At 67.7% G+C, this 22,392-nt stretch carries 23 protein-coding genes; 14 read left to right on the top strand and 9 right to left on the bottom strand.

Features of this window, described 5'->3' with window-relative positions:
* Nucleotides 1–165: 165 nt before the first annotated feature.
* Nucleotides 166–1,260 (bottom strand): branched-chain amino acid aminotransferase, encoded by a 1,095-nt coding sequence (locus PEM_RS02095; RefSeq protein WP_005412326.1) that lies wholly within the window; start codon nucleotides 1,258–1,260, stop codon nucleotides 166–168.
* Nucleotides 1,261–1,319: 59 nt separating this feature from the next.
* Nucleotides 1,320–1,871, bottom strand: coding sequence for a putative Fe-S cluster assembly protein SufT (gene sufT, locus PEM_RS02090; RefSeq protein ID WP_005415385.1), 552 nt, complete (start codon nucleotides 1,869–1,871; stop codon nucleotides 1,320–1,322).
* Between the two features lie 122 nt (nucleotides 1,872–1,993).
* On the opposite strand from sufT, the gene PEM_RS02085 reads away from it, so the two are divergent.
* The gene (locus tag PEM_RS02085; RefSeq protein WP_032953950.1) at nucleotides 1,994–2,413 is read left to right on the top strand and encodes a membrane protein; all 420 of its coding nucleotides are present in this window, start codon (nucleotides 1,994–1,996) and stop codon (nucleotides 2,411–2,413) included.
* Between the two features lie 92 nt (nucleotides 2,414–2,505).
* Here the strand turns inward: PEM_RS02085 and PEM_RS02080 are convergent, their stop codons facing one another.
* Together PEM_RS02080 and PEM_RS02075 are read right to left on the bottom strand one after the other, a co-directional pair.
* Nucleotides 2,506–3,966, bottom strand: a complete 1,461-nt coding sequence (locus tag PEM_RS02080; RefSeq protein WP_111129198.1) for an NAD(P)(+) transhydrogenase (Re/Si-specific) subunit beta — start codon at nucleotides 3,964–3,966, stop codon at nucleotides 2,506–2,508.
* Nucleotides 3,963–4,283 carry an NAD(P) transhydrogenase subunit alpha gene (locus PEM_RS02075; protein ID WP_005415382.1) on the bottom strand — a complete coding sequence of 107 codons (321 nt, stop codon included), beginning with the start codon at nucleotides 4,281–4,283 and terminating at the stop codon, nucleotides 3,963–3,965. The genes PEM_RS02080 and PEM_RS02075 overlap by 4 nt, the downstream gene beginning before the upstream one ends.
* Before the next feature lie 98 nt (nucleotides 4,284–4,381).
* Here PEM_RS02075 and PEM_RS02070 point away from each other — a divergent pair, with 98 nt between their 5' ends.
* The 3 genes from PEM_RS02070 to PEM_RS02060 are packed head-to-tail and all read left to right on the top strand — an operon-like array spanning nucleotide 4,382 to nucleotide 5,754.
* Nucleotides 4,382–4,966, top strand: a complete 585-nt coding sequence (locus PEM_RS02070; RefSeq protein WP_080104281.1) for an RNA polymerase sigma factor — start codon at nucleotides 4,382–4,384, stop codon at nucleotides 4,964–4,966.
* Nucleotides 4,967–4,989: 23 nt separating this feature from the next.
* Nucleotides 4,990–5,289, top strand: a complete 300-nt coding sequence (locus PEM_RS02065; RefSeq protein ID WP_170944959.1) for a hypothetical protein — start codon at nucleotides 4,990–4,992, stop codon at nucleotides 5,287–5,289.
* Nucleotides 5,290–5,292: 3 nt separating this feature from the next.
* The gene (locus PEM_RS02060; protein WP_005415379.1) at nucleotides 5,293–5,754 is read left to right on the top strand and encodes a DUF3106 domain-containing protein; all 462 of its coding nucleotides are present in this window, start codon (nucleotides 5,293–5,295) and stop codon (nucleotides 5,752–5,754) included.
* A 62-nt stretch (nucleotides 5,755–5,816) separates the two neighbouring features.
* On the opposite strand, the gene PEM_RS02055 is transcribed toward PEM_RS02060, so the two are convergent.
* Nucleotides 5,817–6,896, bottom strand: coding sequence for an NAD(P) transhydrogenase subunit alpha (locus PEM_RS02055; RefSeq protein WP_005415378.1), 1,080 nt, complete (start codon nucleotides 6,894–6,896; stop codon nucleotides 5,817–5,819).
* A 51-nt stretch (nucleotides 6,897–6,947) separates the two neighbouring features.
* Nucleotides 6,948–9,269 (bottom strand): DUF1631 domain-containing protein, encoded by a 2,322-nt coding sequence (locus tag PEM_RS02050; RefSeq protein WP_032953949.1) that lies wholly within the window; start codon nucleotides 9,267–9,269, stop codon nucleotides 6,948–6,950.
* 331 nt (nucleotides 9,270–9,600) lie between these two features.
* Between PEM_RS02050 and PEM_RS02045 the strand changes: the two genes are divergently transcribed.
* The 4 genes from PEM_RS02045 to PEM_RS02030 are packed head-to-tail and all read left to right on the top strand — an operon-like array spanning nucleotide 9,601 to nucleotide 12,455.
* On the top strand, nucleotides 9,601–10,182 hold the full coding sequence (locus PEM_RS02045; protein ID WP_005415376.1) for a nitroreductase: 582 nt from the start codon (nucleotides 9,601–9,603) through the stop codon (nucleotides 10,180–10,182).
* Complete coding sequence (locus PEM_RS02040) at nucleotides 10,179–11,114, top strand: 5'-3' exonuclease H3TH domain-containing protein (protein WP_005415375.1); 936 nt, start codon at nucleotides 10,179–10,181, stop codon at nucleotides 11,112–11,114. The genes PEM_RS02045 and PEM_RS02040 overlap by 4 nt, the downstream gene beginning before the upstream one ends.
* Nucleotides 11,111–11,665 (top strand): NUDIX hydrolase, encoded by a 555-nt coding sequence (locus tag PEM_RS02035; RefSeq protein WP_005415374.1) that lies wholly within the window; start codon nucleotides 11,111–11,113, stop codon nucleotides 11,663–11,665. The genes PEM_RS02040 and PEM_RS02035 overlap by 4 nt, the downstream gene beginning before the upstream one ends.
* Nucleotides 11,658–12,455 (top strand): N-formylglutamate amidohydrolase, encoded by a 798-nt coding sequence (locus PEM_RS02030; protein ID WP_095379291.1) that lies wholly within the window; start codon nucleotides 11,658–11,660, stop codon nucleotides 12,453–12,455. The genes PEM_RS02035 and PEM_RS02030 overlap by 8 nt, the downstream gene beginning before the upstream one ends.
* Before the next feature lie 73 nt (nucleotides 12,456–12,528).
* Here the strand turns inward: PEM_RS02030 and PEM_RS02025 are convergent, their stop codons facing one another.
* Nucleotides 12,529–13,941: an MFS transporter gene (locus tag PEM_RS02025; RefSeq protein WP_111129200.1), complete on the bottom strand. Its 1,413-nt coding sequence runs from the start codon at nucleotides 13,939–13,941 to the stop codon at nucleotides 12,529–12,531.
* A gap of 105 nt (nucleotides 13,942–14,046) precedes the next feature.
* Between PEM_RS02025 and PEM_RS02020 the strand changes: the two genes are divergently transcribed.
* Nucleotides 14,047–14,931, top strand: a complete 885-nt coding sequence (locus PEM_RS02020; protein ID WP_005415371.1) for a LysR family transcriptional regulator — start codon at nucleotides 14,047–14,049, stop codon at nucleotides 14,929–14,931.
* Nucleotides 14,932–15,007: 76 nt separating this feature from the next.
* Here PEM_RS02020 and pip read toward each other — a convergent pair whose 3' ends face one another.
* Both pip and prmC read right to left on the bottom strand, forming a co-directional pair.
* On the bottom strand, nucleotides 15,008–15,949 hold the full coding sequence (gene pip, locus PEM_RS02015; protein WP_005415370.1) for a prolyl aminopeptidase: 942 nt from the start codon (nucleotides 15,947–15,949) through the stop codon (nucleotides 15,008–15,010).
* Between the two features lie 48 nt (nucleotides 15,950–15,997).
* A complete protein-coding gene (prmC, locus tag PEM_RS02010) occupies nucleotides 15,998–16,855 on the bottom strand; it encodes a peptide chain release factor N(5)-glutamine methyltransferase (protein WP_065196909.1) in 858 nt (285 codons plus the stop codon).
* A gap of 355 nt (nucleotides 16,856–17,210) precedes the next feature.
* Here prmC and ahpC point away from each other — a divergent pair, with 355 nt between their 5' ends.
* The 5 genes from ahpC to PEM_RS01985 all read left to right on the top strand — a co-directional run bounded on the left by ahpC (nucleotide 17,211) and on the right by PEM_RS01985 (nucleotide 22,176).
* A complete protein-coding gene (gene ahpC, locus PEM_RS02005) occupies nucleotides 17,211–17,774 on the top strand; it encodes an alkyl hydroperoxide reductase subunit C (RefSeq protein ID WP_005415368.1) in 564 nt (187 codons plus the stop codon).
* Nucleotides 17,775–18,000: 226 nt separating this feature from the next.
* Nucleotides 18,001–19,593, top strand: coding sequence for an alkyl hydroperoxide reductase subunit F (gene ahpF / locus PEM_RS02000; protein WP_005415367.1), 1,593 nt, complete (start codon nucleotides 18,001–18,003; stop codon nucleotides 19,591–19,593).
* 85 nt (nucleotides 19,594–19,678) lie between these two features.
* The gene (locus tag PEM_RS01995; RefSeq protein ID WP_049414506.1) at nucleotides 19,679–20,641 is read left to right on the top strand and encodes a LysR substrate-binding domain-containing protein; all 963 of its coding nucleotides are present in this window, start codon (nucleotides 19,679–19,681) and stop codon (nucleotides 20,639–20,641) included.
* Between the two features lie 123 nt (nucleotides 20,642–20,764).
* Entirely contained in the window at nucleotides 20,765–21,169 is a 405-nt protein-coding gene (gene rnk / locus PEM_RS01990) for a nucleoside diphosphate kinase regulator (RefSeq protein WP_005408156.1), read from the top strand.
* 50 nt (nucleotides 21,170–21,219) lie between these two features.
* Nucleotides 21,220–22,176, top strand: coding sequence for a transaldolase (locus PEM_RS01985; protein ID WP_111129202.1), 957 nt, complete (start codon nucleotides 21,220–21,222; stop codon nucleotides 22,174–22,176).
* Nucleotides 22,177–22,392 lie beyond the last annotated feature (216 nt).

Here is a 22,392-nt window from a genome sequence, read left to right as displayed (position 1 = left end):
GGAATGACTTTGCCGACATCGGCGTCCACCGATCCGGGGTCAGATGCCTTTCCACGCGGAAAGGGATCTGACCCTTGGCCTGAAACGCAGAAAGCCCGTCGCGGGGACGGGCTTTCCAGAAGCGCAGCCGGGCGCGGGCTCGGCTCTACGATTCGATGTGGGCGATCAGCCCAGCTTGACCAGCCAGTTGTGGCGGTCCGGCAGGCGGCCATACTGGATATCGGTCAGTTCCTTGCGCAGCGACATGGTGACTTCGCCGGCCGGCGCGTTGATGTCGCCCACCGAGAAGCCCTCGCCCTTCAGCTGGCCGATCGGGGTGACCACCGCGGCGGTGCCACAGGCAAACACTTCGCTGATCGCACCGGAGGCGACGCCGTCCTTCCACTCGTCGATGCTGACCTTGCGCTCTTCGACCTTCATGCCACGGTCGCGGGCCAGCTGCAGGATGCTCTCGCGGGTGATGCCCTCGAGGATGCTGCCCGACAGTTCCGGGGTGACCAGCGTGCCGTCCTTGTAGACCAGGAACACGTTCATGCCGCCCAGTTCTTCCAGGTACTTGCCTTCGACCGGGTCGAGGAACAGCACCTGCGAGCAGCCCTGTGCCTGCGCCTTCTGCTGCGGGAGCAGCGAGGCGGCGTAGTTGCCACCGCACTTGGCAGCACCGGTGCCGCCCTTGGCCGCACGCGCGTACTCGGTGGACAGCCAGATCGACACCGGGGCAACGCCCTTGGCGAAGTACGGGCCGGCCGGGCTGGCGATGACGTAGTAGCCGGCCTTGTGCGCGCCGCGCACGCCGAGGAAGGCCTCGTCGCCGATCATGAACGGACGGAAATACAGGCTCGACTCATCGGCCGAAGGCACCCAGTCACTGTCGACGGCGATCAGCTGCTTCAGCGATTCGACGAAGATCTCCACCGGCAGTTCCGGCAACGCCAGGCGCTGCGCCGAACGCTGCAGGCGACGGCCGTTGGCATCCGGGCGGAAGGTCCAGATCGAACCGTCGGCGTGGCGGTAGGCCTTGATGCCTTCGAAGATTTCCTGGCCGTAATGCAGCACAGCGGCGGCCGGGTCCAGCTGCAGCGGGCCGTAGGCGCGCACGTTGGCATTGTGCCAGCCGGCATCCTTGTCCCAGCGCACTTCCACCATGTGATCGGTGAAGTGCAGGCCGAAGCCCGGCTTCTCCAGGATCTTGGCGCGCTCTTCAGCGCTGCGCGGGTGGTCCGAACGGGTGACGGCGAAGCTGGGGATGGACTGGGACACCGGAGGATTCCTGTTCTGGTTGCGGGTAGTGCCGGGCCCGCGTCACTGCGGGCCCTGGGTCAAAGCATGCCGGTCTCTAGCCGGGCCGCCTCGGACATCATGTGCTGGTTCCACGGCGGGTCGAACACCAGGTCGACGTCGGCCTCGGCCACCGTCGGGATCATTTCAAGCTTGCTGCGCACGTCGTCGACCAGGATCTCGCCCATGCCGCAGCCCGGGGCGGTCAGGGTCATCTTCACGTCGATCTCGCGCTTGCCCTCATCCAGGTGCTTGATCTCGACTTCATAGACCAGGCCCAGCTCCACGATGTTGACCGGGATTTCCGGATCGAAGCAGGTGCGCAGCTGCTGCCACACCAGCTGCTCCACCTGTTCATCGGTGGCGTCGGCCGGCAGCTCGAGCGGCGCCGGTGCCTCCTTGCCGATGGCATCGCCGTCCTTGCCGGCGATGCGGAACAGGTTGCCCTCGACGAACACCGAATAACTGCCGCCCAGCGCCTGGGTGATGTACCCATAGCTGCCGGCAGGCAGGGTCACGGTATCGCCCTGCGGGACCATCACGGCCTCGCAATCGCGTTCGAAGTGGACAGGTTCGCTGCTACGGGAATACATGGGGACCGATATGGGGCCGTGGCTGAGGCCACGCAAGACGGCATTCTAGCCCAGCCGCCCCCGCACCGCCGGTGCACTGCGGCAAACCACAGTATCCTGTGGGTGATCTTCTGGGAGCTTCGATGTCCTCCAATGCCGCGCGTGCCAGGACCGTGACCTGGCTCTGGCCCCTCATGCTGCTGCTGGGCCTGTTTGTCGCTCCCCTCGCCTGGATGGTCCTGGCGCTGATGACCGGCCGGCAGGTCGGCTGGATGGCGGTGCTGGCCGCCCTGGAACTGGTGTTCATGCTGCGCCTGGGCACGCTGGGCCCAGGCCGGCTGCGCGTCGCCCTGGTCGTGCTCGGCACCCTGCTGGTGGCCGCCGTGGCCAACTGGGCCATCGCCAGCGCCTGGATGGGCGGCTCGATCGGCCTGGACCTGTGGGATGCCACCACGCGGATGGGCCCGCACCTGGCCTGGACCCTGATCAGCCTGGCCAATGGCGCGGTGGAATGGCTGTGGCTGGCCGTGGCCGTGGCCGTAGGTGCCTGGCTGGCGCGCTGAGCGCGTAGAGATCCGTGGATTCGGTAGTGCCGGCCGCTGGCCGGCAAAGGGGTCAGAGCCCTTTCCTTCGGAAAGGGATCCGCCCCCCGTCCTCAATGCCCGCCGTCGAGCGCCTTCAGTTCGCTCACCAGCGAGGCCGCCGCTTCGGCGCCGTCGCCATAGAGCATGCGGGTGTTGTCGGCGTAGAACAGCGCATTCTCGATGCCCGCAAAACCGGTGCCCTTGCCACGCTTGATCACCACCACGTTGCGCGCGTTGACCACGTCCAGCACCGGCATGCCGTAGATCGGGCTGGCCGGGTCGGTCCGCGCCACCGGATTGACCACGTCGTTGGCACCGATCACCAGCACCACATCGGTATTGGCGAATTCGGGGTTGATGTCGTCCATGTCGGCGATCAGGTCGTAGGGCACGCCGGCCTCGGCCAGCAGCACGTTCATGTGCCCGGGCATGCGCCCGGCCACCGGGTGGATCGCGAACTTCACTTTCACGCCGCGCTGGCCCAGCCGCTGCGCCAGTTCCCAGATCTTGTGCTGGGCCTGTGCCACCGCCATGCCGTAGCCGGGCACGATCACCACGCGCTCGGCAAAGGCCATCATCGCCGCGACGTCCGACGCTTCGATGGGCTTCTGCGCGCCGGTGATCGCCTGTGCCTCGCCTCCGGCACCGCCGCCGAAGTTGGAGAACAGCACGTTGCGGATCGGCCGGTTCATCGCCTTGGCCATCAACCGGGTCAGCAGGATGCCGGCCGCGCCGACCATCATGCCGGCGATGATCAGCGCCTCATTGCCGAGCACATAACCTTCGAAGGACACCGCCAGGCCGGTGAATGCGTTGTACAGCGAGATCACCACCGGCATGTCGGCGCCACCGATCGGCAACGTCATCAGCACGCCCAGTGCCAGCGCCAGCACGAAGAAGACGACGATTGCCGAGGTGTTGAGCGTGCTGGCCGCGATGATCGCCAGCACCGCCACTGCCAGTGCCACCATCAGGTTCATCACCTGCTGGCCGGGCCAGGTCACGCGCTTGTCCAGTCGTCCGTCCAGTTTGGCCCAGGCGATCACCGAACCGGAAAGCGAGACCGCACCGATCGCCGCGCCGACCACCGCCAGCAGCAGCACCATGCCCGACGGCTGGCGCGCGGCCAGGTCGGCCAGCGCCTGCTCGCTCCAATGGCTGGTATCGCGGTGGGCCAGGAAGGCATAGCGCAGCAGTTCCACCGCACCGATCGCCGCCGCCGAGCCACCGCCCATGCCGTTGTACAGCGCCACCATCTGCGGCATGTCGGTGATGGCCACCTTGCCGGCCGACCACCAGGCCAGGCCCGCGCCCAGCAGCAGTGCCACCAGGATCAGCGGTACGTTGTGCAGTTCAGGCAGGAAGAAGGTCGCCACCGTGGCCAGCAGCATGCCCAGCCCGGCCCAGCGGATGCCGCTGCGCGCGGTCAGCGGCGAAGCCATGCGCTGCAGGCCCAGCAGGAACAGCGTGGCGGCGACGAGGTAGCTGGCCTTGACCAGCCAGTCGAGCAGTTCGACGGTGCTGATGTTCAAGCCTGTGGCTCCTTCGGTTCGTCCCTGCCGCCCTTGGGCGCGCTCGGCTTGAACATCTCCAGCATGCGCGCGGTGACCACGTAGCCACCGGCGGCGTTGCCGGCACCGAGCACCACGGCAAGGAAGCCCAGCGCCTTTTCCAGCGGCGTCTGCGCGTGCCCCAGCACCACCATCGCGCCGATCAGCACGATGCCGTGGATGAAGTTGGAACCCGACATCAGCGGGGTATGCAGGATCACCGGCACCCGCGAAATGATCACGTGGCCGGCGATGGCCGCCAGCATGAAGATGTACAGCGCTACGAACCCGTCACTCACTGGCAACGCTCCCGCTCTGTCTTCGTCGGCCCATCATAACCACGGGCTGAACCCGGCGCGCACCCGGCGTCAACCGCGGTGACGCTCACGCGTTGTCGATGGTGACCCCGAGCGAGGAACCGTACCCTGTGCTGGTGAGCAGCCCCGTCCCCCCGAGCGCCGACACCGATGCCCTGCCAGCATCGCTGGAGGCGTTCCTGGCCAGCGTCGGCCCGCGCGCGTTCCGTTTCGCCGAGGCCGGCCTGCGCCAGCGCGAAGACGCCATGGACGCGGTTCAGGACGCGCTGATGCGCATGCTGGACTACGCCGACAAGCCGGCGGCCGAATGGGCGCCCCTGTTCTGGAGCATCCTGCGCCGCCGCGTGATCGACCTGCAGCGCCGGCGCCGTTTCCGCCTGCCGTTCTGGCGCGACAACCAGGACGCCGACGGAGGCGGGATCGACTGGGCCGACCCCGGCCCCGACCCGGCGCAGGCGCACGAACAGCGCCAGCAGTACCAGCAACTGGTGCAGGCCCTGCGTACCCTGCCCGCACGCCAGCGCGAGGCCTTCACCCTGCGCGTGCTGCAGGACCTGGACGGAGCCACCACTGCCCGCGCCATGGGCTGCAGCGAAGGCGCGGTAAAAACCCATCTGGCACGCGCCCGCCAGGCGCTGCAGGACTACCTGGAGACCCACCCGTGAACCGCTCCCTGCCCTCCGATGACATGCTGCGCAACCTGCACGCGCAGTCGCTGCAGGCGCTGTCGCCGGCCACGCTGGCACAGTTGCGCCAGGCCCGCCACGGCGCCAGCGCAGCCCGTCACGGGCGCTGGCGCTGGTGGCTGGCCAGCGCCTGTTCTCTGGTGGTGGCGCTGGGGATCGGCCTGCAGTTCAGCGGCCACAGCCCCCTGTCGCCCGCCGTGCCGGCACCGGTGCTGGCCTCGATGGAAGACAACAGCGTGCTGTACGACGAAAATCCCGATCTGTACCTGTGGCTGGGCGATACCGACCTGGCGATGGAGTGAACCATGTCCCGACTGCATACCCTGCCGCTGCTGTTGACCCTGTTGCTGCTGCCGGCCTTCCCGGTATTGGCGCAGAACGCCGCGCCCGCCCCTGCCGCACGCCCCGCGCCAGCCCCACCGCTGCCGGCCTGGGAACAGTTGAGTGAAGCGCAGCGGGAATCCTTGCTGGCGCCGCTGCGCGACCGCTGGAACAGCGCCGATGCCGGCCAGCGCCAGCGGATGCTCTCGCATGGCCAGCGCTGGCAGACGATGAGCCCGGAGGAGCGCGACAAGGCCCGCCGTGGCCTGCGCCGCTTCGAGCACATGAGCCCGGAACAGCGTGAACAGGCCCGGGCCCTGTTCGGGCAGATGCGGGATCTGCCGCCCGCGCAGCGCGACGCACTGCGCGAGCGCTGGTCGCAGATGACGCCGGAGCAACGCAAGGACTGGGTGCGGGAGAACCCGCCGCCGGCGAAGCCAAGGTAAGCCTTCGGGATACCAGGGTCAGATCCCTTTGCCAGAGGCGAAGGGATCTGACCCCGTATCACTCACGCCTGCCAGCGCGTCTTCGCCAGCAGTTCGTCGTCCCAATCGAAACCGAGCTGCCCGTCGCGCACGAACAGCGCAACGAAGTTGAGCAGGTTCCGTGCATACATCTCGCTGGCCTGGGTCGCGCCGCGGCTGGCCAGGCCCAGCGGACCGTCGATGGTCACGCCCTGGTGTTCGATGCACTGCCCCGGCAGGGTCAGTGCGCAGTTGCCGCCACTTTCCGCCGCCAGATCAACAATGACGCTGCCGGTGGCCATGCCTTCCACCATCGCGGCGGTCACGATGGTCGGTGCCGGGCGACCCGGTACCGCAGCCGTGCAGATCACCACGTCCACACTGCGCAGGTGGTCGGCCAGCCGACGCTGCTGCTCGGCGCGCTCGTCATCGGTCAGCGCCCGCGCATAGCCGCCCTCGCCCGCCGCGCTGACCCCGAGGTCGAGGAAGCGTGCGCCCAGTGACTGGATCTGCTCGCGGGTTTCCGGGCGCACGTCGAAGCCTTCCACCTGTGCACCGAGGCGGCGCGCGGTGGCGATGGCCTGCAGGCCCGCCACGCCGGCACCGATCACCAGCACCTTGGCCGGCCGCACGGTGCCGGCAGCAGTGGTCAGCATCGGGAAGAAGCGCGGCGCGCGTTCGGCGGCGATCAGCGCCGCCTTGTAGCCGGCCATGCCGGCCTGCGAACTGAGTACATCCATCGCCTGCGCACGGGTGGTGCGCGGCAGCTGCTGCAGCGGGAACAGCTGCAGGCGACCATCGGCCGCCAGCGCGGCCAGCGCCGGATCGCTGGCCGGGGCCAGCAGGCCGACCACGCTGGCGCCGGGCTTGAGCTGTTCCAGCACCGCCGCAGGGGGGGCCTGCACGCACAGCAGGATATCGATCTCGGCCCAGCGGCCCGCGTCGAAGACGCGTGCACCGGCATCGTCATAGGCGGCGTCGGTGAAACCAGCCGCCAAACCCGCGCCCGCCTCATACCAGACGGCAATGCCCAAGGCCCCGAGCCTGCGCGCGGTCTCCGGCGTCAGTGCCACGCGCCGTTCGCCCGGCGCGGTCTCCTTGATCCCCAGCAACGCCACGGCCATGCAGGTCCCCGCTGATCGGTGAGTTTCCCGATCCTAGCAGGCGGCACCCGCTCAGTGCAGCGTGGCGCTGCCCGGGTCGAGGCGATCGATCACGCCCTGCATGGCGCTGTCGAAGGCGCCATCATCAACATGGGCACGCAGGCGGCCCAGCCGCATCATCACCGCCAGTTCTTCCGGCGAGGCCACGCAGAAGCGCACGCCGCGACGGTTGACAAACAGCAGGCGCGAGGAAATCGGGCTGACCCAGGACAGCTTGCCCGCCTGCACCTTGCCATCCTTGTCGACGAAGTCCAGCCAGTTGCCGATTTCCATGCGGCGGAAGCGGTCGGCATCGGCGTTGTCGAAATCGTCGGCGTCAATCTGCCCGCCAAGCTCAACCGCCGGCGATTCAGCCACTGGCGGCGCGGGCAAGGCAACCTGCGGCAGCTCCGGCAGCGCACGCTGCAGTTCCGGCCGCGACTCGGCGATGCCCTGCAGGGTGTCATGCAGGGCATCGATGGCGGCGGTTGCCGCATCGCCGTGCACGCCGACGCTGGCAAACACCTTGGCCAGCACCGGCTGCCAGGCCTGCAGCCACGGCTTGCCGACGATCTGGCGGCGGGCCTCGGCCACTTCCTCCAGCAGGCCATCGCCAAGGCTCAATGCCTCGGCCACCGACGCGCCTTCTTCGCCTTCGCGCAGCAACGCCAAGGTGAGATGATGCTGCCACGGCTGGCGCAGGAACTCGGCAATGGCCGGCGGCAGCGTGGCGTCACCGATGCGGCGGTCCAGTTCCGCACCGGCCCGGCTGCGGGCCATTTCCAGCTTTTCCTGGCCGCGCTGCGTTTCTGCGGCACGGCGCTCGGCGATTTCCACGCGGCGGCGATGCTGCACCAGGAACTCGCGGAATTCCTCTTCCAGGGTCAGGAAGATCGCCAGGTTCTCGTTGAACTCGGCCACCAGGCGCTCGATGATCTCTTCGACCTTGGCCATCAGCATGCGCTCGGCCTGGCTCTCGCCGGTGTTGCCCTCGCAGGCCTCGGCCAGCGAGTTGAGCAGCTTGCGCGCCGGGTGGGTCTTCTGCACGAACATGCGGCGGTCGAGCATGGCGACCTTGACGAAAGGCACCACCAGGCGGCCGATCAGTTCGCGCGAGCGGCCTTCCAGTTCACGCTCGTCCAGCATCACGTCGAACAGCATGCCGACCAGGTCGATGGCATCCTCATCCTGCGGGTCCAGCCGGGTCTGGCCCGGATCGACGCCAAGCTGGGTGGCGCTGGACAGCACTTCGCTCTTCAGGCGCTGCGCCAGCGATTCGCCGTCCTCGCCGATGGCCGCGCGCAGGGTGGCGCTGGGCGTGGCCTGCAGCAGCGACAGCACCGACATCATTTCGCGCTGGCTGAGCGGGCGCTGCTGGCCAACTGCCACCTGTGCCGCAGACGTGGCGTCCTCACGCACGTGGCGGGTCTGCTGCAGCAGTTCGTGCAGCGCTTCCAGCAGCATACCCTGCTGGCCAGCGTAGGCCTCGCCGGTGGCGCCGTCATCGCCGCCGAGGTGCTGCTGCATATGCCCGCGGCGCTCGGACCAGCGGGCGGCGAAGCGCTGCGCCCAGGCCGGTGCGGCCTGCTCGTCATCGCTGAACCCCGGATCGACGCCCGCGCCGTGGCGATGCTCGACCAGGTCATCCAGCATCCCGGCCATGCGCGGATCCGGTGCCGGCGGTTGTGGGCGCTGCGGAGCCCCCATCTGCGACATCACGCCGGCTGCGGCCAGCTGCTCGTCCAGCTTCTCGTAGATGCGACCGACCGGTGCACGCAGGTCGCGCTCGCACAGCTTGATCAGCACCAGATGCACTTCCGGGGCCAGTTCACAGCCGGCAAAGGCTTCGTGGATGGCCACGCCCAGGTGTTCGGGGCTGATCGGATTGTGGTCGGCGTCCAGTTCCGCGCCGCCGATCAACCGGCCCAGGCGGCGATCCAGCCGCGCCAGCACCGGCTTGAAGTCACGCAGCAATACAGTGGCGAAATTGCGCACCGCCAACCGTGATTCCAGCACATGCTCGGCCAGCAGGCTGAGCCCATCCTCGGCCGGCCCGGACAGGGTCGCCTCGGCTGACAGCGGCTCACCAGCCTCCAATGCGGCCCAGGCCTGCTGCAGGTGGCCGGCGAAAGCGGCCGCGATGTCCTCACGGCGCCGGCGCAGTTCGCGCATCGCGTCCAGGAACAGCAACTGCGACGAGCCGGCATTGCCGGCGCGGTCGAACAGGGCATCGTCGAAACGCGCCAGTGCCGCCCCGAAGGCCTGGCACAACGCGGGCAGGACCATGTCCCGGGCACGCTGGAGCTGGGCCGGGTCACGGCCCGGCGATCCCATCGGTGTGGGCACGCTCATCATTCGGGAAGGCTCCCCACCTTCTCTGGTACGACAGACAGCATGGACATCGCGGCTTCCGGCACACCCCATGTACCGGAACGTCGATGGTAGGCCGGCCAGCCCGTCACGGACAGTGAAACAGTCCTCACTTCAAACCTCATGACCGGCGGCCCGGCAAGACAGATATCGTAAGCCGTGCAAGGCCCACGAGGCGAGGGGAAGCGGCTGTCCGTTTCCCGCCAGTGGCATGATGTTCATCACAGTTTGGTATTCAGGGGCCGGACGCGACACAGACGGCGTCATTGACCACCCCGACTATAATCAAACGCCCGTGATGACCGGTTCAGCCTCCATGCCCGATCCTGCCGCCCTGCTCGCCCTGGATGCCCGCCGCTCGGTGCCCTCGCGGCAACTGGGCGAGCCCGGGCCGGACCCGGCCACCCTGCAGCGGATGCTGGCCTCAGCGGTGCGCGTGCCCGACCACGGCAAGCGCGTGCCGTTCCGCTTCCTGAAAATCGCAGGCGATGCACGTCACACTCTGGGCGACTTCCTGGCTGAACGCAGCCGCCAGCGCGACCCACATGCGGGCGAGGCCGTGTTCGAGAAGGACCGCCAGCGTTTCAGCCACGCACCGCTGGTGATCGTGGTGGTGGCCAGCCCGCGGCCGGACCCGAAGGTGCCCGAACAGGAACAGCTGATGACCGCCGGCTGCGTCTGTTTCGCCCTGCTGCAGGCCGCGCAGGCGCTGGGTTTCGGCGCGCAGTGGCTGACCGCCTGGATGGCCTTCGATCCGGCTGTTCAGGCCCACCTGGGCCTGGTCGACGGCGAACGCATCGCCGGCTTCATCCACATCGGTACGCCCAAGGCCGACGTACCCGAGCGCGAGCGCCCCGACCCGGCGGCCCTGCTGCGCGACTGGACGCCCCCGGCATGACCCTGCCGGCTGCCCCGCCGTCGCTGTACCTGGTTGATGCCAGCATCTACGTGTTCCGTGCCTGGCATTCACTGCCAGACCAGTTCCAGGACGCACAGGGCTGGCCCACCAATGCGGTGCACGGCTTCGCCCGCTTCCTGCTGGACCTGCTCGAGCGCGAGCGCCCGCGGCACATCGCCATCGCCTTCGATGAAGCGCTTGACAGTGGTTTCCGCCACCGGCTGTATCCGGCCTACAAGGCCAACCGCGAGCCAGCACCGGAAGCGCTCAAGCGCCAGTTCGTACACTGCAAGGCGCTGTGCGCGGCGCTGGGCCTTGCCGTCCTGGCCCACCACGAATACGAGGCCGACGACCTGATCGGCAGCGCCCTGCACGTACACCGGAGCAGCCATCGCGGGGTGATCATCTCCGCCGACAAGGACCTGTCGCAACTGCTGGTCGACCATGACGAGCAGTGGGACTACGCCCGCAACCAGCGCTGGAACGTGGCCGGGGTGAAGGCGCGGCACGGCGTGCACGCGCATCAGATCGCCGACTACCTGGCGCTGTGTGGCGATGCGGTGGACAACATTCCCGGTGTCAGTGGCGTCGGCAGCAAATCGGCCGCCGTGCTGCTGGCCCATTTCGGCAGCATGGATGCGCTGTTCGAACGACTGGACGAAGTGCCGTTCCTGCGCCTGCGTGGCGCTGCACAGATGGCAGTGCGGCTGCGCGAGCAGCGCGAGCACGCCCAGCTCTGGCGCCAGCTGACCACCATCGCGCTGGATGCGCCGTTGGAGGGCAGCCAGCCCGGACTGCTGCGCCAATCGGCCGATCCAGAGCTGCTCGGTGGCCTGTGCCAGACCCTGCGCTTCGGCCCGATGACCCGCCGCCGGCTGTTCGACGCCGCCGGCGTGGCCGATCCTCTTCCCTCCCACAGCGAGCCCGCATGAGCCAGCGCAATACCGAAGCCCCGCGTGTCGTCTATGAAGGCAAGTACCAGCGCATGGTCGTGCGCGGTACCTGGGAATACAGCGAACGCACCCATGCCGGTGGCCTGGCCGCGATCATCATCGCCGTCACCCCGGAGGACAAGGTGCTGTTCGTCGAGCAGTTCCGCGTGCCGCTGCAGGCACCCACCATCGAGATGCCGGCCGGCCTGGTCGGCGACATCCACGCCGGAGAATCGATCGAAGTCTCGGCCGTGCGCGAACTGGAAGAAGAAACAGGTTGGACCGCCGATCACGCCGAAGTGCTGATGATCGGCCCGACGTCTTCCGGCGCCAGCAGCGAGAAGATCGCCTTCGTGCGCGCCACCGGCCTGCGCCGCATCGGCGAAGGGGGCGGTGATGACAGCGAGGACATCACCGTGCACGAGATTCCACGCAGCGAGGCTGCGGCCTGGCTGGTGCAGAAGATGGGCGAAGGCTACGAGCTGGACGCCAAGCTCTGGGCCGGGCTGTGGATGATCGAGCACCACCTGGACGGACGCCCACGTGGCTGACGCCGACCTGCACAGGCTGCCTGCGTTGCTCGGCGCCGACGACCCGGCGATCTACACGATCCACCGGGCGCAGGGCGTCTCGCCCTACCTCCTGCTGGCCGACCACGCCGGCCAGCAGGTGCCGCGTGCGTTGACCGGGCTCGGCCTGCCCCAGGCCGAGCTGGACCGCCACATCGGCTGGGACATCGGCATCGCCGGCACCACCCGTGCACTGGCCGAACGGCTCGATGCCTGGGCGATCGAACAGACGTACTCGCGGCTGCTGATCGACTGCAACCGCCCACTGGCCTCACCGACGCTGATTCCGGAGGTGAGCGACCACACCGTGGTGCCGGGCAATGCCGGGCTGTCGGCGGCGCAGCGACAGCAGCGCATCGATGCGATCCACGCGCCGTACCATGCACGCATCGAGACCGAGCTTGATGCGCGCCGTGATGCCGGCCAGCCCACCCTGCTGGTGATGATGCACAGCTTCACCCCCGTGATGAACGGCACGCAGCGGCCCTGGCACGCCGGCGTGCTGTACCACCAGGACATGCGTTTTGCCCATGCCCTGCTGCAGGCATTGCGCGACGAAGGCGACCTGGTGGTGGGGGACAACGAACCGTATTCGGTCAGCAGCACCAGCGACTACGCGGTGCCGGTGCATGGCGAAGGCCGTGGGCTGGTGCACGTGGAACTGGAGATCCGCCAGGACCTCATTGCCGATATGGCAGGGCAGCAGGCGTGGGCCGAGCGGTTGGCGCGGATCTTCAGCGCGCTGCAACCGGAGTTGCTGGCGCTGGGTTGAACGCGCGTGCATCCATGCCGAACCGGTAGTGCCGGCCGCTGGCCGGCACATCCACCCACGGCAGCGCCTTCAATCATGCCTCGTTGGCCGGGCAGACGGTGGCGGCCGATTCGGCCGGCGCCGGGCGCAGGCCCAGCGCGATCACCACGCCGAACAGTGAAAACAAGGCGGCACCGTATTCGGCGCGCACCAGCCCGGCCAGTGCACTCAGCGACCCGGCTGCACCCGCATCGGCATTGGCCACCATCACCAGCACCGCCAGGCCCAGCGCACCACCGATCTGCTGCGCGGTCGCCGCCATGCCAGATGCAACACCCTGCTGTGCGGACGGCACGCCCTGCCCGGCCACGATCCACATCGAGGTCCAGGTCATGCCCTGGCCGATGCTCAGCACTACCACGCCGGGCAGCAGCGGCCAGAAGTTCGCGCCGTGCGGCAGCGTCGCGGCCACCCAGGCGATACCGATGGCGCCGGCCAGCTGCCCGACCACCAGCACCTTGCGCGCGCTCCAGCGCTGCAGCGTCCACTCGGCCAGCTGGATGCCGACCGTGCACACCGCGGTGGCGGGCAGGAATGCCAGGCCGGCCTGCAGCGGGCTCCAGCCGTAGCCGTCCTGGAAGTACAGCGCCATGAAGTAGTACTGCACCCCATAGCTGCTCATGAAGGCGAAGGTCAGGCCCAGTGCCGCGCGCAGTCCGGGCAGCCGCAGCAACGCGAACTGCATCAGCGGATCGCGGCTGCGCTGTTCGATCTGCACGAACGCCACCAGCAGCAGCACCGACAGCAGCAGGCAGCCCAGCGTGGCCGGCGCAGTCCAGCCCCACTCCGGCCCTTGCACGAGGGTAGTGACCAGCAGGCTGCCGCCGGCAGTGACGGTGATGCAGCCGGCCAGATCGAACGAGCGGCCCTGCGCACGCGGGCCATCGGCCGGCAACCACGCACCCGCAGCCACCGCGCAGGTGGTGGCCAGTGGCACGATCACCGCCAGCACCGCCGGCCAGCCGAACGCCTGGGTCAGCACGCCGCCGAGCAGCGTGCCCAGCGCCAGGCCCACCGCGCTGGCCATGCTCCAGATCGCCAGTGCACGGTTGCGCACCGGACCTTCCGCATACAACGTGTTGATCAGCGCCAGCGTGGCCGGGAACAGCAATGCCGCGCCGATGCCCTGCGCCGCACGCGCGATGATCAGCAGGGTGGCGTTCGGCGCCAGCGCGCCGAGCAGCGACGCCAGTGCGAACAGCAGCATGCCCAGCCGGTAGAAGCGGCGGCGGCCGATCAGGTCGGCGGCACGGCCCCCCAGCAGCAGGCTGCCGCCAAAGGCCACGGTGTAGGCACTGACCACCCATTGCAGCTGCTGCGCATTGATCTGCAGCGCGCGCCCCATGTCATGCAGGGCGACGAAGATGATGGTGGCGTCCAGGGCAATGATCAGCTGGGCGGTGGCCAGCAGGGCCAGCGCCCAGCGCGGGTACTTGAGGGGAGGCATCGACGCTCCGGTGCTGTGGGGGAGCGCAGTCTCATTGATGCAGAGCTATCAATAAACCCCTTTCCGTCCATATCTGTCATGATTTTCAGCATGAATGGAACCTCGATGGACCTCAATGCCGTGCGCATGCTGGTGCAGGTGGCCGAAGCACGCAGTTTCACCGTCGCCGCCGGGCAACTGGGCCTGAGCCAGTCAGGCCTGTCGCGCGCGATCAGTCGGCTGGAGGCCGCGCTGGGGGTGAAGCTGCTGCAGCGAAACACCCGCAACGTGGCACTGACCCCGGATGGTCGCCAGTTCGTCGATCAGGTCGCGCCCCTGCTGTGCGGTCTCGAGGATGCCGAACGCCAGTTGGCCGACCGTCCGTGCACGCCCTCGGGCACCCTGAAGATCAGTGCGCCCTCGATGTTCGGGCGCAAGGTGCTGGTACCGCTGCTCGGGCCGATGCTGCAGCAGCACCCGCAACTGCAGGTGGAAGCCGTGCTCAACGACCGCCTGGTCGATCTGGTTGAAGAAGGTTTCGATGCCGCGCTGCGCACCGGCGTCATCGCCGACCAGCGCATCGTCGCGCGGCCCTTGCGGCCGCTGCGCTGGGTGACGGTGGCCAGCCCCGCCTATCTGGCCCGCTGTGGCGCACCGGGCGATGTAGCCTCGCTGCAGAATCACGCCTGCCTGGCGGTGCGCAACCTGCGCAGTGGCCGGCTGGTGGACTGGCAGTTCCTGCAGGACGGCCAGCTTCATGATTTCACGCCACCGGCGCGGATGGTGTTCGACAGCGGCGATCCGCTGGTGGAAGCGGCGATCGCCGGCATCGGCATCGTGCAGGTGATGGATTTCGCGGTGGCCGACGCCTTGGCCGATGGCCGCCTGCAGCGCGTGCTGCAGCCGTTTGAGGGCCGCAGCCGCGCGCTGTCACTGATCTACCCGCCGTCGCGCCAGCATTCGCCGAAATTGCAGGTACTGGCCGACGCGTTGCTGGCTGGGGACTGGTAGATCCACGCCATGCGTGGATGGATTCCTGGCTGGGGTCAGAGCCCTTTCCGTGGGAAAGGGATCTGACCCCGGGGCATTACGCGAAGCTATCGGTGGCGCGCACCAGCGCGTCCACGTTCTCGGCCTCGAACGCCGAATGGCCCGAGGCCGGGGTGATTTCCAGCTTCGCCTTCGGCCACACCTTGGTCAGGTCCCAGGCGTTGGCCAGCGGGCAGACCACGTCGTAGCGGCCGTGCACGATCACGCCCGGGATGTCGGCGATGCGGTGCGCGTCGCGCAGCAGCTGGTCTTCCACCTCGAAGAAACCACCGTTGACGAAGTAGTGGTTCTCGATGCGGGCAAACGCCAGCGCGAAATGCGGGTCTTCGTGGCTGTTGATGAAGTCATCATCGACATGCAGGAAGCTGGTCGCGCCTTCCCACACCGCCCAGGCCTTGGCCGCTTCCAGGCGGGTGGTTTCGTCGTCGCTGGTCAGGCGGCGGTGGAAGGCCGAGATTAGGTCATGGCGCTCCACCGGCGGAATCGGCTTGAGGTAGTGCTCCCACGCATCCGGGAACAGGCGGTTGGCGCCTTCCTGGTAGAACCATTCCAGCTCCCAGCGACGCAGCATGAAGATGCCGCGCAGGACCAGTTCGGTCACGCGCTGCGGATGGGTCTCGGCATAGGCCAGCGCCAGGGTCGAGCCCCAGCTGCCACCGAACACCTGCCAGCGATCGACCTTCAGGTGCTCGCGCAGCTTCTCGATATCGGCGACGAGGTCCCAGGTGGTGTTGTCCACCAGGTCCGCGTGCGGGGTGGAACGGCCGGCACCGCGCTGATCGAACAGGATGATGCGGTACTTGGACGGATCGTGGAACTGGCGCATCTTGTCGCTGCAGCCGCCACCCGGGCCACCATGCAGCATCACCACCGGCTTGCCTTCCGGGTTGCCGCACTGTTCGAAGTACAGCGTGTGGCGGTCGTCGACCTTCAGGGTGCCGACGTCGTAGGGGGTGATGGCGGGGTACAGCGTACGCATGCTTGCAGCTCCAGGGTGATGCCCTGCCGGGGCAGGAGAACCTCCATTCTAGGCCGGACGCCGGCCCAGGGTGATGCGGTCGCGCTGCTCCAGGTCCTGCACGGTCTGCACCTCGGCAAATCCCGTCGCCTCGAACAGTGCCCGGATCGCCGCGCCCTGGTCCCAACCGTGCTCGATCAGCAACCAACCGCCGGGCCGCAGGTGGGCCTGGCCACCATCGACGATGCGGCGGATGTCATCCAGGCCGTCCATGCCCGAGGCCAGCGCGGTAGACGGTTCGAAGCGCAGGTCGCCCTGTTCCAGGTGCGGGTCGTTGCTGGCGATGTACGGCGGATTGCTGGCGATCAGGTCGAAGCGCACGCCCTGCAGCGGCGCATACCAGTCGTGCCCGCCCTCGGCGAAACGGACGTTGTCCAGTTCATGGCGGGCCGCATTGCGCGCGGCCACGGCCAGCGCGCCCGGGCTGGCATCGGTGGCCAGCACCTGTGCCCGGGGCCGTTCGCTGGCCAGTGCCAGTGCGATCGCACCGCTGCCGGTACCGAGGTCGGCCAGCTGCAACGCCTGGTCCGGCGGCAGTCGCTCCAGCGCCAACTCGACCAGCAGCTCGGTTTCCGGGCGCGGGATCAGCGTGGCCGGGTCGACCTCCAGGTCCAGCGTCCAGAAACCGCGGCGCCCGGTCAGGTAGGCAACCGGCTCACCGGCCACACGGCGGGCCAGCAAGGCTTCGAAGGCGGCCTGGTCATTGGCGGCCAGCGGATCGGTGGCATGGGCGAACAGCCAGCTGCGCGGGCGCTCCAGTACATGCAGCAGCAGCAGTTCGGCTTCGTGGCGGGCGTCGACACCGCCCAAGCGGGCACTGGCGTCAGCTACGACCTGACGCAGGGTGGGTTCGGGTTGGAAAGACATGCCTCAATTGTAGGGCCGAGCCGATGCTCGGCTGCTGCTGGAACAGCCGAGCATCGGCTCGGCTCTACAGATCCACCGTCGAGCATGGCTCGACGCTACAAAAAGCTGGAATCCGTTCAGGTTTCGCAAGAGGGTATAAGGAGGGGCTATCAGCCCTCTTCACACGTCCCGGTCGATTTTCCTTGTCACACAAGCAGTTGCAGGATGGGAGCGGCAGGGTTCAGTGCCTGCTCATGGCCATTTGATAGACTCCATCTATCAAATAGATGCAATCAATGGATTGTTCTTATCGCGAGCGAATGGGTAACCTAGCTCCTGTCGATTCACCCACTCCCCTTCACCAAGAGGAAAAATGATGTCCCTCATCAATACCCAGATCCAGCCGTTCGAAGCCAACGCCTACCACAACGGCGAGTTCATCAAGGTTTCCGACGCCAGCCTGAAGGGCCAGTGGTCCGTCCTGATCTTCATGCCGGCCGCCTTCACCTTCAACTGCCCGACCGAGATCGAAGACGCCGCTGACCACTACGCCGAGTTCAAGAAGGCCGGCGCCGAGGTCTACATCGTCACCACCGACACCCACTTCTCGCACAAGGTGTGGCACGAGACCTCGCCGGCCGTCGGCAAGGCCCAGTTCCCGCTGGTCGGCGACCCGACCCACCAGCTGACCCGCGCCTTCGGCGTGCACATTGAAGAAGAAGGCCTGGCCCTGCGCGGCACCTTCATCATCAACCCGGAAGGCGTGATCAAGACCTTGGAGATCCACTCCAACGAGATCGCCCGTGACGTGTCCGAGACCCTGCGCAAGCTGAAGGCTGCCCAGTTCACCGCCGCCAACCCGAACCAGGTCTGCCCGGCCAAGTGGAAGGAAGGCGAGAAGACCCTGACCCCGTCGCTGGACCTGGTCGGCAAGATCTAAAGTAGTACCGGCCTGCCGTGGCCCCACGCCACGGCGCGCCCTTCATCCCCGTGCCGGTCCCCCCCGCCGGCGTGGGGGTGAACCCAAGACAGCCAACGCTCGCCCGCCTTGGCCAGCCAGCCCCTTCCACGGTCGCTGTCTTGGGTTCACCCCTACCCCCTGCTGGTCCGCTACCTTCTACAGCGGTGCCACGCCCCCTGTTTGCCTGAAGCCAGGAGATGACCCGATGTTGGACGCCAACCTGCAGTCGCAGCTGAAGACCTATCTGGAGCGCGTGACCCGCCCGATCCAGATCACCGCGCACGCCGACGACGGCGCCAAGTCGCAGGAAATGCTGGAACTGCTGCAGACCCTGGAAAACCTGTCGGACAAGATCACGCTGCAGGTCCTGCGCGATGGCCAGGGCCGCGTGCCGTCCTTCGACCTGGGCACGCCGGGCCAGGACATCCACCTGACCTTCGCCGGCCTGCCGATGGGTCACGAGTTCACCTCGCTGGTGCTGGCCCTGCTGCAGGTCGGCGGCCACCCGTCCAAGGCCACCGCCGAGCTGATCGAGCAGGTGCAGAACCTGGAAGGTGAATACAAGTTCGAAACCTACTTCTCGCTGTCCTGCCAGAACTGCCCGGACGTGGTGCAGGCGCTGAACCTGGCCGCGGTACTCAACCCACGCATCCAGCACGTGGCCATCGATGGTGCGCTGTTCCAGGACGAAGTCGAGAAGCGCGAGATCATGTCGGTGCCGACCGTGTACCTCAACGGTGAAGTGTTCGACCAGGGCCGCATGACCCTGGAACAGATCGTGGCCAAGCTGGACACCAATGCCAGCAAGCGCGATGCCGAGAAGATCGCCGCCAAGGATGCTTTCGACGTACTGGTGGTCGGTGGTGGCCCGGCTGGCGCCGCAGCGGCGATCTATGCCGCGCGCAAGGGCATCCGTACCGGCATCGCTGCCGAGCGCTTCGGTGGCCAGGTGCTGGACACCATGGCGATCGAGAACTTCATCTCGGTGAAGGAAACCGAAGGCCCGAAGCTGGCCACGGCGCTGGAGCAGCATGTGCGCGAGTACGACGTGGACATCATGAACCTGCAGCGCGCCAGTGCGCTGGTGCCGGCCGGCGAAGACGGCCTGGTGCAGGTGCAGCTGGAGAACGGCGCGGTGCTGAAGTCGCGTTCGGTGATCCTGTCCACCGGCGCGCGCTGGCGGCAGATGAACGTGCCGGGCGAGGACCAGTACCGCAACAAGGGCGTGGCCTACTGCCCGCACTGCGATGGTCCGCTGTTCAAGGGCAAGCGCGTGGCGGTGATCGGCGGCGGCAACTCCGGTGTGGAAGCGGCCATCGACCTGGCCGGCATCGTGTCGCATGTAACCCTGCTGGAGTTCGATTCCAGCCTGCGTGCCGACGAAGTGCTGCAGAAGAAGCTGCGCAGCCTGGGCAACGTCACCGTGCTGACCAGCGCACAGACCACCGAAGTGCTCGGCGACGGCAGCAAGGTCACCGGCCTGGTCTACAAGGACCGCATCGGCGGCGATGCCCACCGCGTCGAGCTGGAAGGCATCTTCGTGCAGATCGGCCTGCTGCCCAACACCGAGTGGCTGAAGGATGTGGTGGCGCTGTCGCCGCGTGGCGAGATCGTCATCGACGATCGCGGCCAGACCAACCTGCCGGGTGTGTTTGCTGCTGGCGATTGCACGACGGTGCCCTACAAGCAGATCATCATCGCCATGGGCGCCGGTTCCACCGCCGCACTGAGCGCGTTCGACCACCTGATCCGCTCGTCGGTGAGCAACAGCAGCGGTGCCGTTGCTGAAGCGGCCTGATCCACCGTTCCCAGATCACCGGGAACATTGTCTGCCTGTCGGGTAACCACGCCGTCAGCCGGTCCGTTACCCCTGGGGTGTAAGGATGAACCTACGTGATCTGAAGTACCTGGTAGCCCTGGCCGACCACAAGCATTTCGGCCGGGCTGCCGCTTCCTGCTTTGTCAGCCAGCCGACGTTGTCCACGCAGATCCGCAAGCTGGAGGAAGAGCTCGGCCTGCCGCTGGTGGAACGCGCACCGCGCAAGGTGATGCTGACCCCGGCCGGCCAGGAAGCGGCCGCACGGGCGCGGGTGATCGTGTCCGAAGTGGAACAGCTGAAGGAAGCGGCGCGACGCAGCCGCGATCCGGAAGCCGGTACGGTGCGCCTGGGGATCTTCCCGACCCTCGGCCCGTACCTGCTGCCGCATGTGATCCCGCGCATCCGCGAGCGCTTCCCGGAGCTGGAACTGCTGCTGGTCGAGGAAAAGAGCGATGTGCTGCTGGACCGCCTGCGCGAAGGCAAGCTCGACGCTGCATTGCTGGCGCTGCCGGTGATCGACGACCAGCTGCATGCCGAGTTCCTGTTCGAGGAACCGTTCCTGCTGGCCGTCTCCGGTCGCCACCCGCTGGCACGTCGCGAGCACCTGGACGTGCAGGAACTGGCCACGCAGAAGCTGCTGCTGCTGGAGGACGGCCATTGCCTGCGCGACCAGGCGCTGGAAGTCTGCCGCCTGTTCGGCGCCAACGAGAAGTCCGAGTTCCGCGCCACCAGCCTGGAAACGCTGCGGCAGATGGTCGCCGCCGACGTCGGCATCACCCTGCTGCCGAGCCTGTCGGTGCAGCCGCCAGTGCCGCGCTCGAACAACATCCGCCTGCTCGACTTCACCGGCGAAGGCCGTCCCAGCCGCCGCATCGCCATGATCTGGCGCCGCAGCTCGGCCATGAACGACTTCCTGATGGACCTGGCCGACCAGTTCAAGCGTCTGCCGCAGGCGCTGTTCACCCTGGAGGCGCTCGATGCCGGCAGCGATGCGCCGGCCCTGCCCGGCCCCGCGCTGAACGGCTGAGCCCCCGCAGTACCGGCCTGGAATCGGCAGGAGTCGATTCCGGCCGCATTTGTCCCCACAATACAGACAGGCGGCGCCAGCAGGTGCCGCCTTTTGCATGGCTTTCAACCAAGGAGCTTCACCATGAGTACCGCCAGCGGCCTGCCGCCGTCGATCACCGTTTCCACCTTCGACATGGACCGCCTGGACGCCATGCTCGAATCCCCTGCGCTGAGCCAGACGCCTGCCGCGCTCGCGCTTGCTGAAGAACTCAACCGGGCCACCGTGCTGGCACCGGACCAGATTCCCGAAGGCATCGTCATGATGCATTCGCGCGTGGAGTGCGAAGATGAAGTGTCGGGCGAGAAGCACGTCCTGACCCTGGTCTTCCCCCGCGAAGCCAACGTCGATGAAGGCAAGGTTTCCGTGCTGGCCCCGGTCGGCAGTGCCCTGCTCGGCCTTTCGATCGGCCAGAGCATCGACTGGAACGCGCCCGGTGGCCGCAAGCTGCGCCTGCGCGTGACCGCGGTCCACAACGACCGCCCCTGATTACCGCTGCGCACCGCGCGCGATTCGATCCCCCTGCCCCAGGAGCCGTAATGAGTACCCCGTCCAAACTGTCCCAGCTGCGCGAACTGTCCGTGGTCGTTGCCGATACCGGTGACTACGAGGCGATCAAGCGCCTGCAGCCGGTGGACTGCACCACCAATCCGACCCTGGTGAAGAAGGCGCTGGACCTGCCGGTCTACGCCGAGCTGATCGAACGCGAACTGGCCTGGGGCCGCCAGCAGAGTGGCGACCGCGAAGCCGTGGTGCACGCCGTGGCCGACCGCCTGACCATCGGCGTCGGCGCGCTGCTGAGCACGCTGGTGCCGGGCCGGGTGTCCACCGAGGTGGATGCCGACCTGGCTCACGACACCGCTGCCACCGTGGCCAAGGCCCGCCAGTTCATCCAGATGTACGCCGATGCCGGCGTGCCGCGCGAGAAGATCCTGATCAAGATCGCCGCGACCTGGGAAGGCGTGGAAGCCGCACGCATCCTGCAGGCCGAGGGCATCGACTGCAACCTGACCCTGATCTTCAACCCGACCCAGGCGCTGGCCTGCAGCGAAGCCGGGGCGTTTCTGATCTCGCCGTTCGTCGGCCGCATCCTGGACTGGTACGTGGCCAACGGCCAGGCCCCGGCCACCATCGATGAAGACCCGGGCGTGAAGTTCGTGCGCGGCGTGTATGCCGAATTCAAGCGTCGCGGTTCGCCGACGGTGGTGATGGGCGCCTCGTTCCGTTCGACCGCGCAGATCGAAGCGCTGGCCGGCTGCGACCGCCTGACGATTTCTCCGGACCTGCTGGAAAAGCTGGACGCCGACCACGGCGAGCTGCCGCGCAAGCTGGTGGCCGGCGCCGCCGATGGCACGGCGGTGACCCCGATCGATGCGGCGAAGTTCGCGGCGGACCTGGCGGCCGATCCGATGGCCACCGAGAAGCTGGCGACCGGCATCGATGCGTTTGCCAAGGATCTGGAAGCGCTGCGCGAGCGGATCCGCGCGGCACTGTGAGGATTCCGGCCAACGGCTGAGCCCCTCGTGGCGGGTCGGTTGGTCGCGAAGAGCAAAAAGCCGCGCTGGGTCGGGGGGGTGGGGTTCGCGGGAGACGCCGTGAATCCATCCCCGGAGGCTTGGCCGCCGCTTGCTCGTGTGCGCTGTCCTGCGCACACGGCAAGACCGGGGTTGGGCGTCCTGCCCAACCCGCCCGAGGCATGCCTCGGGCCCATG

Origin of the sequence: Stenotrophomonas sp. Pemsol, assembly GCF_003586545.1 — a bacterium.
GTDB lineage: Bacteria > Pseudomonadota > Gammaproteobacteria > Xanthomonadales > Xanthomonadaceae > Stenotrophomonas > Stenotrophomonas sepilia.
Note: the sequence above shows the minus strand (reverse complement) of the source record. Positions and strands in the feature narration are given on the sequence as shown.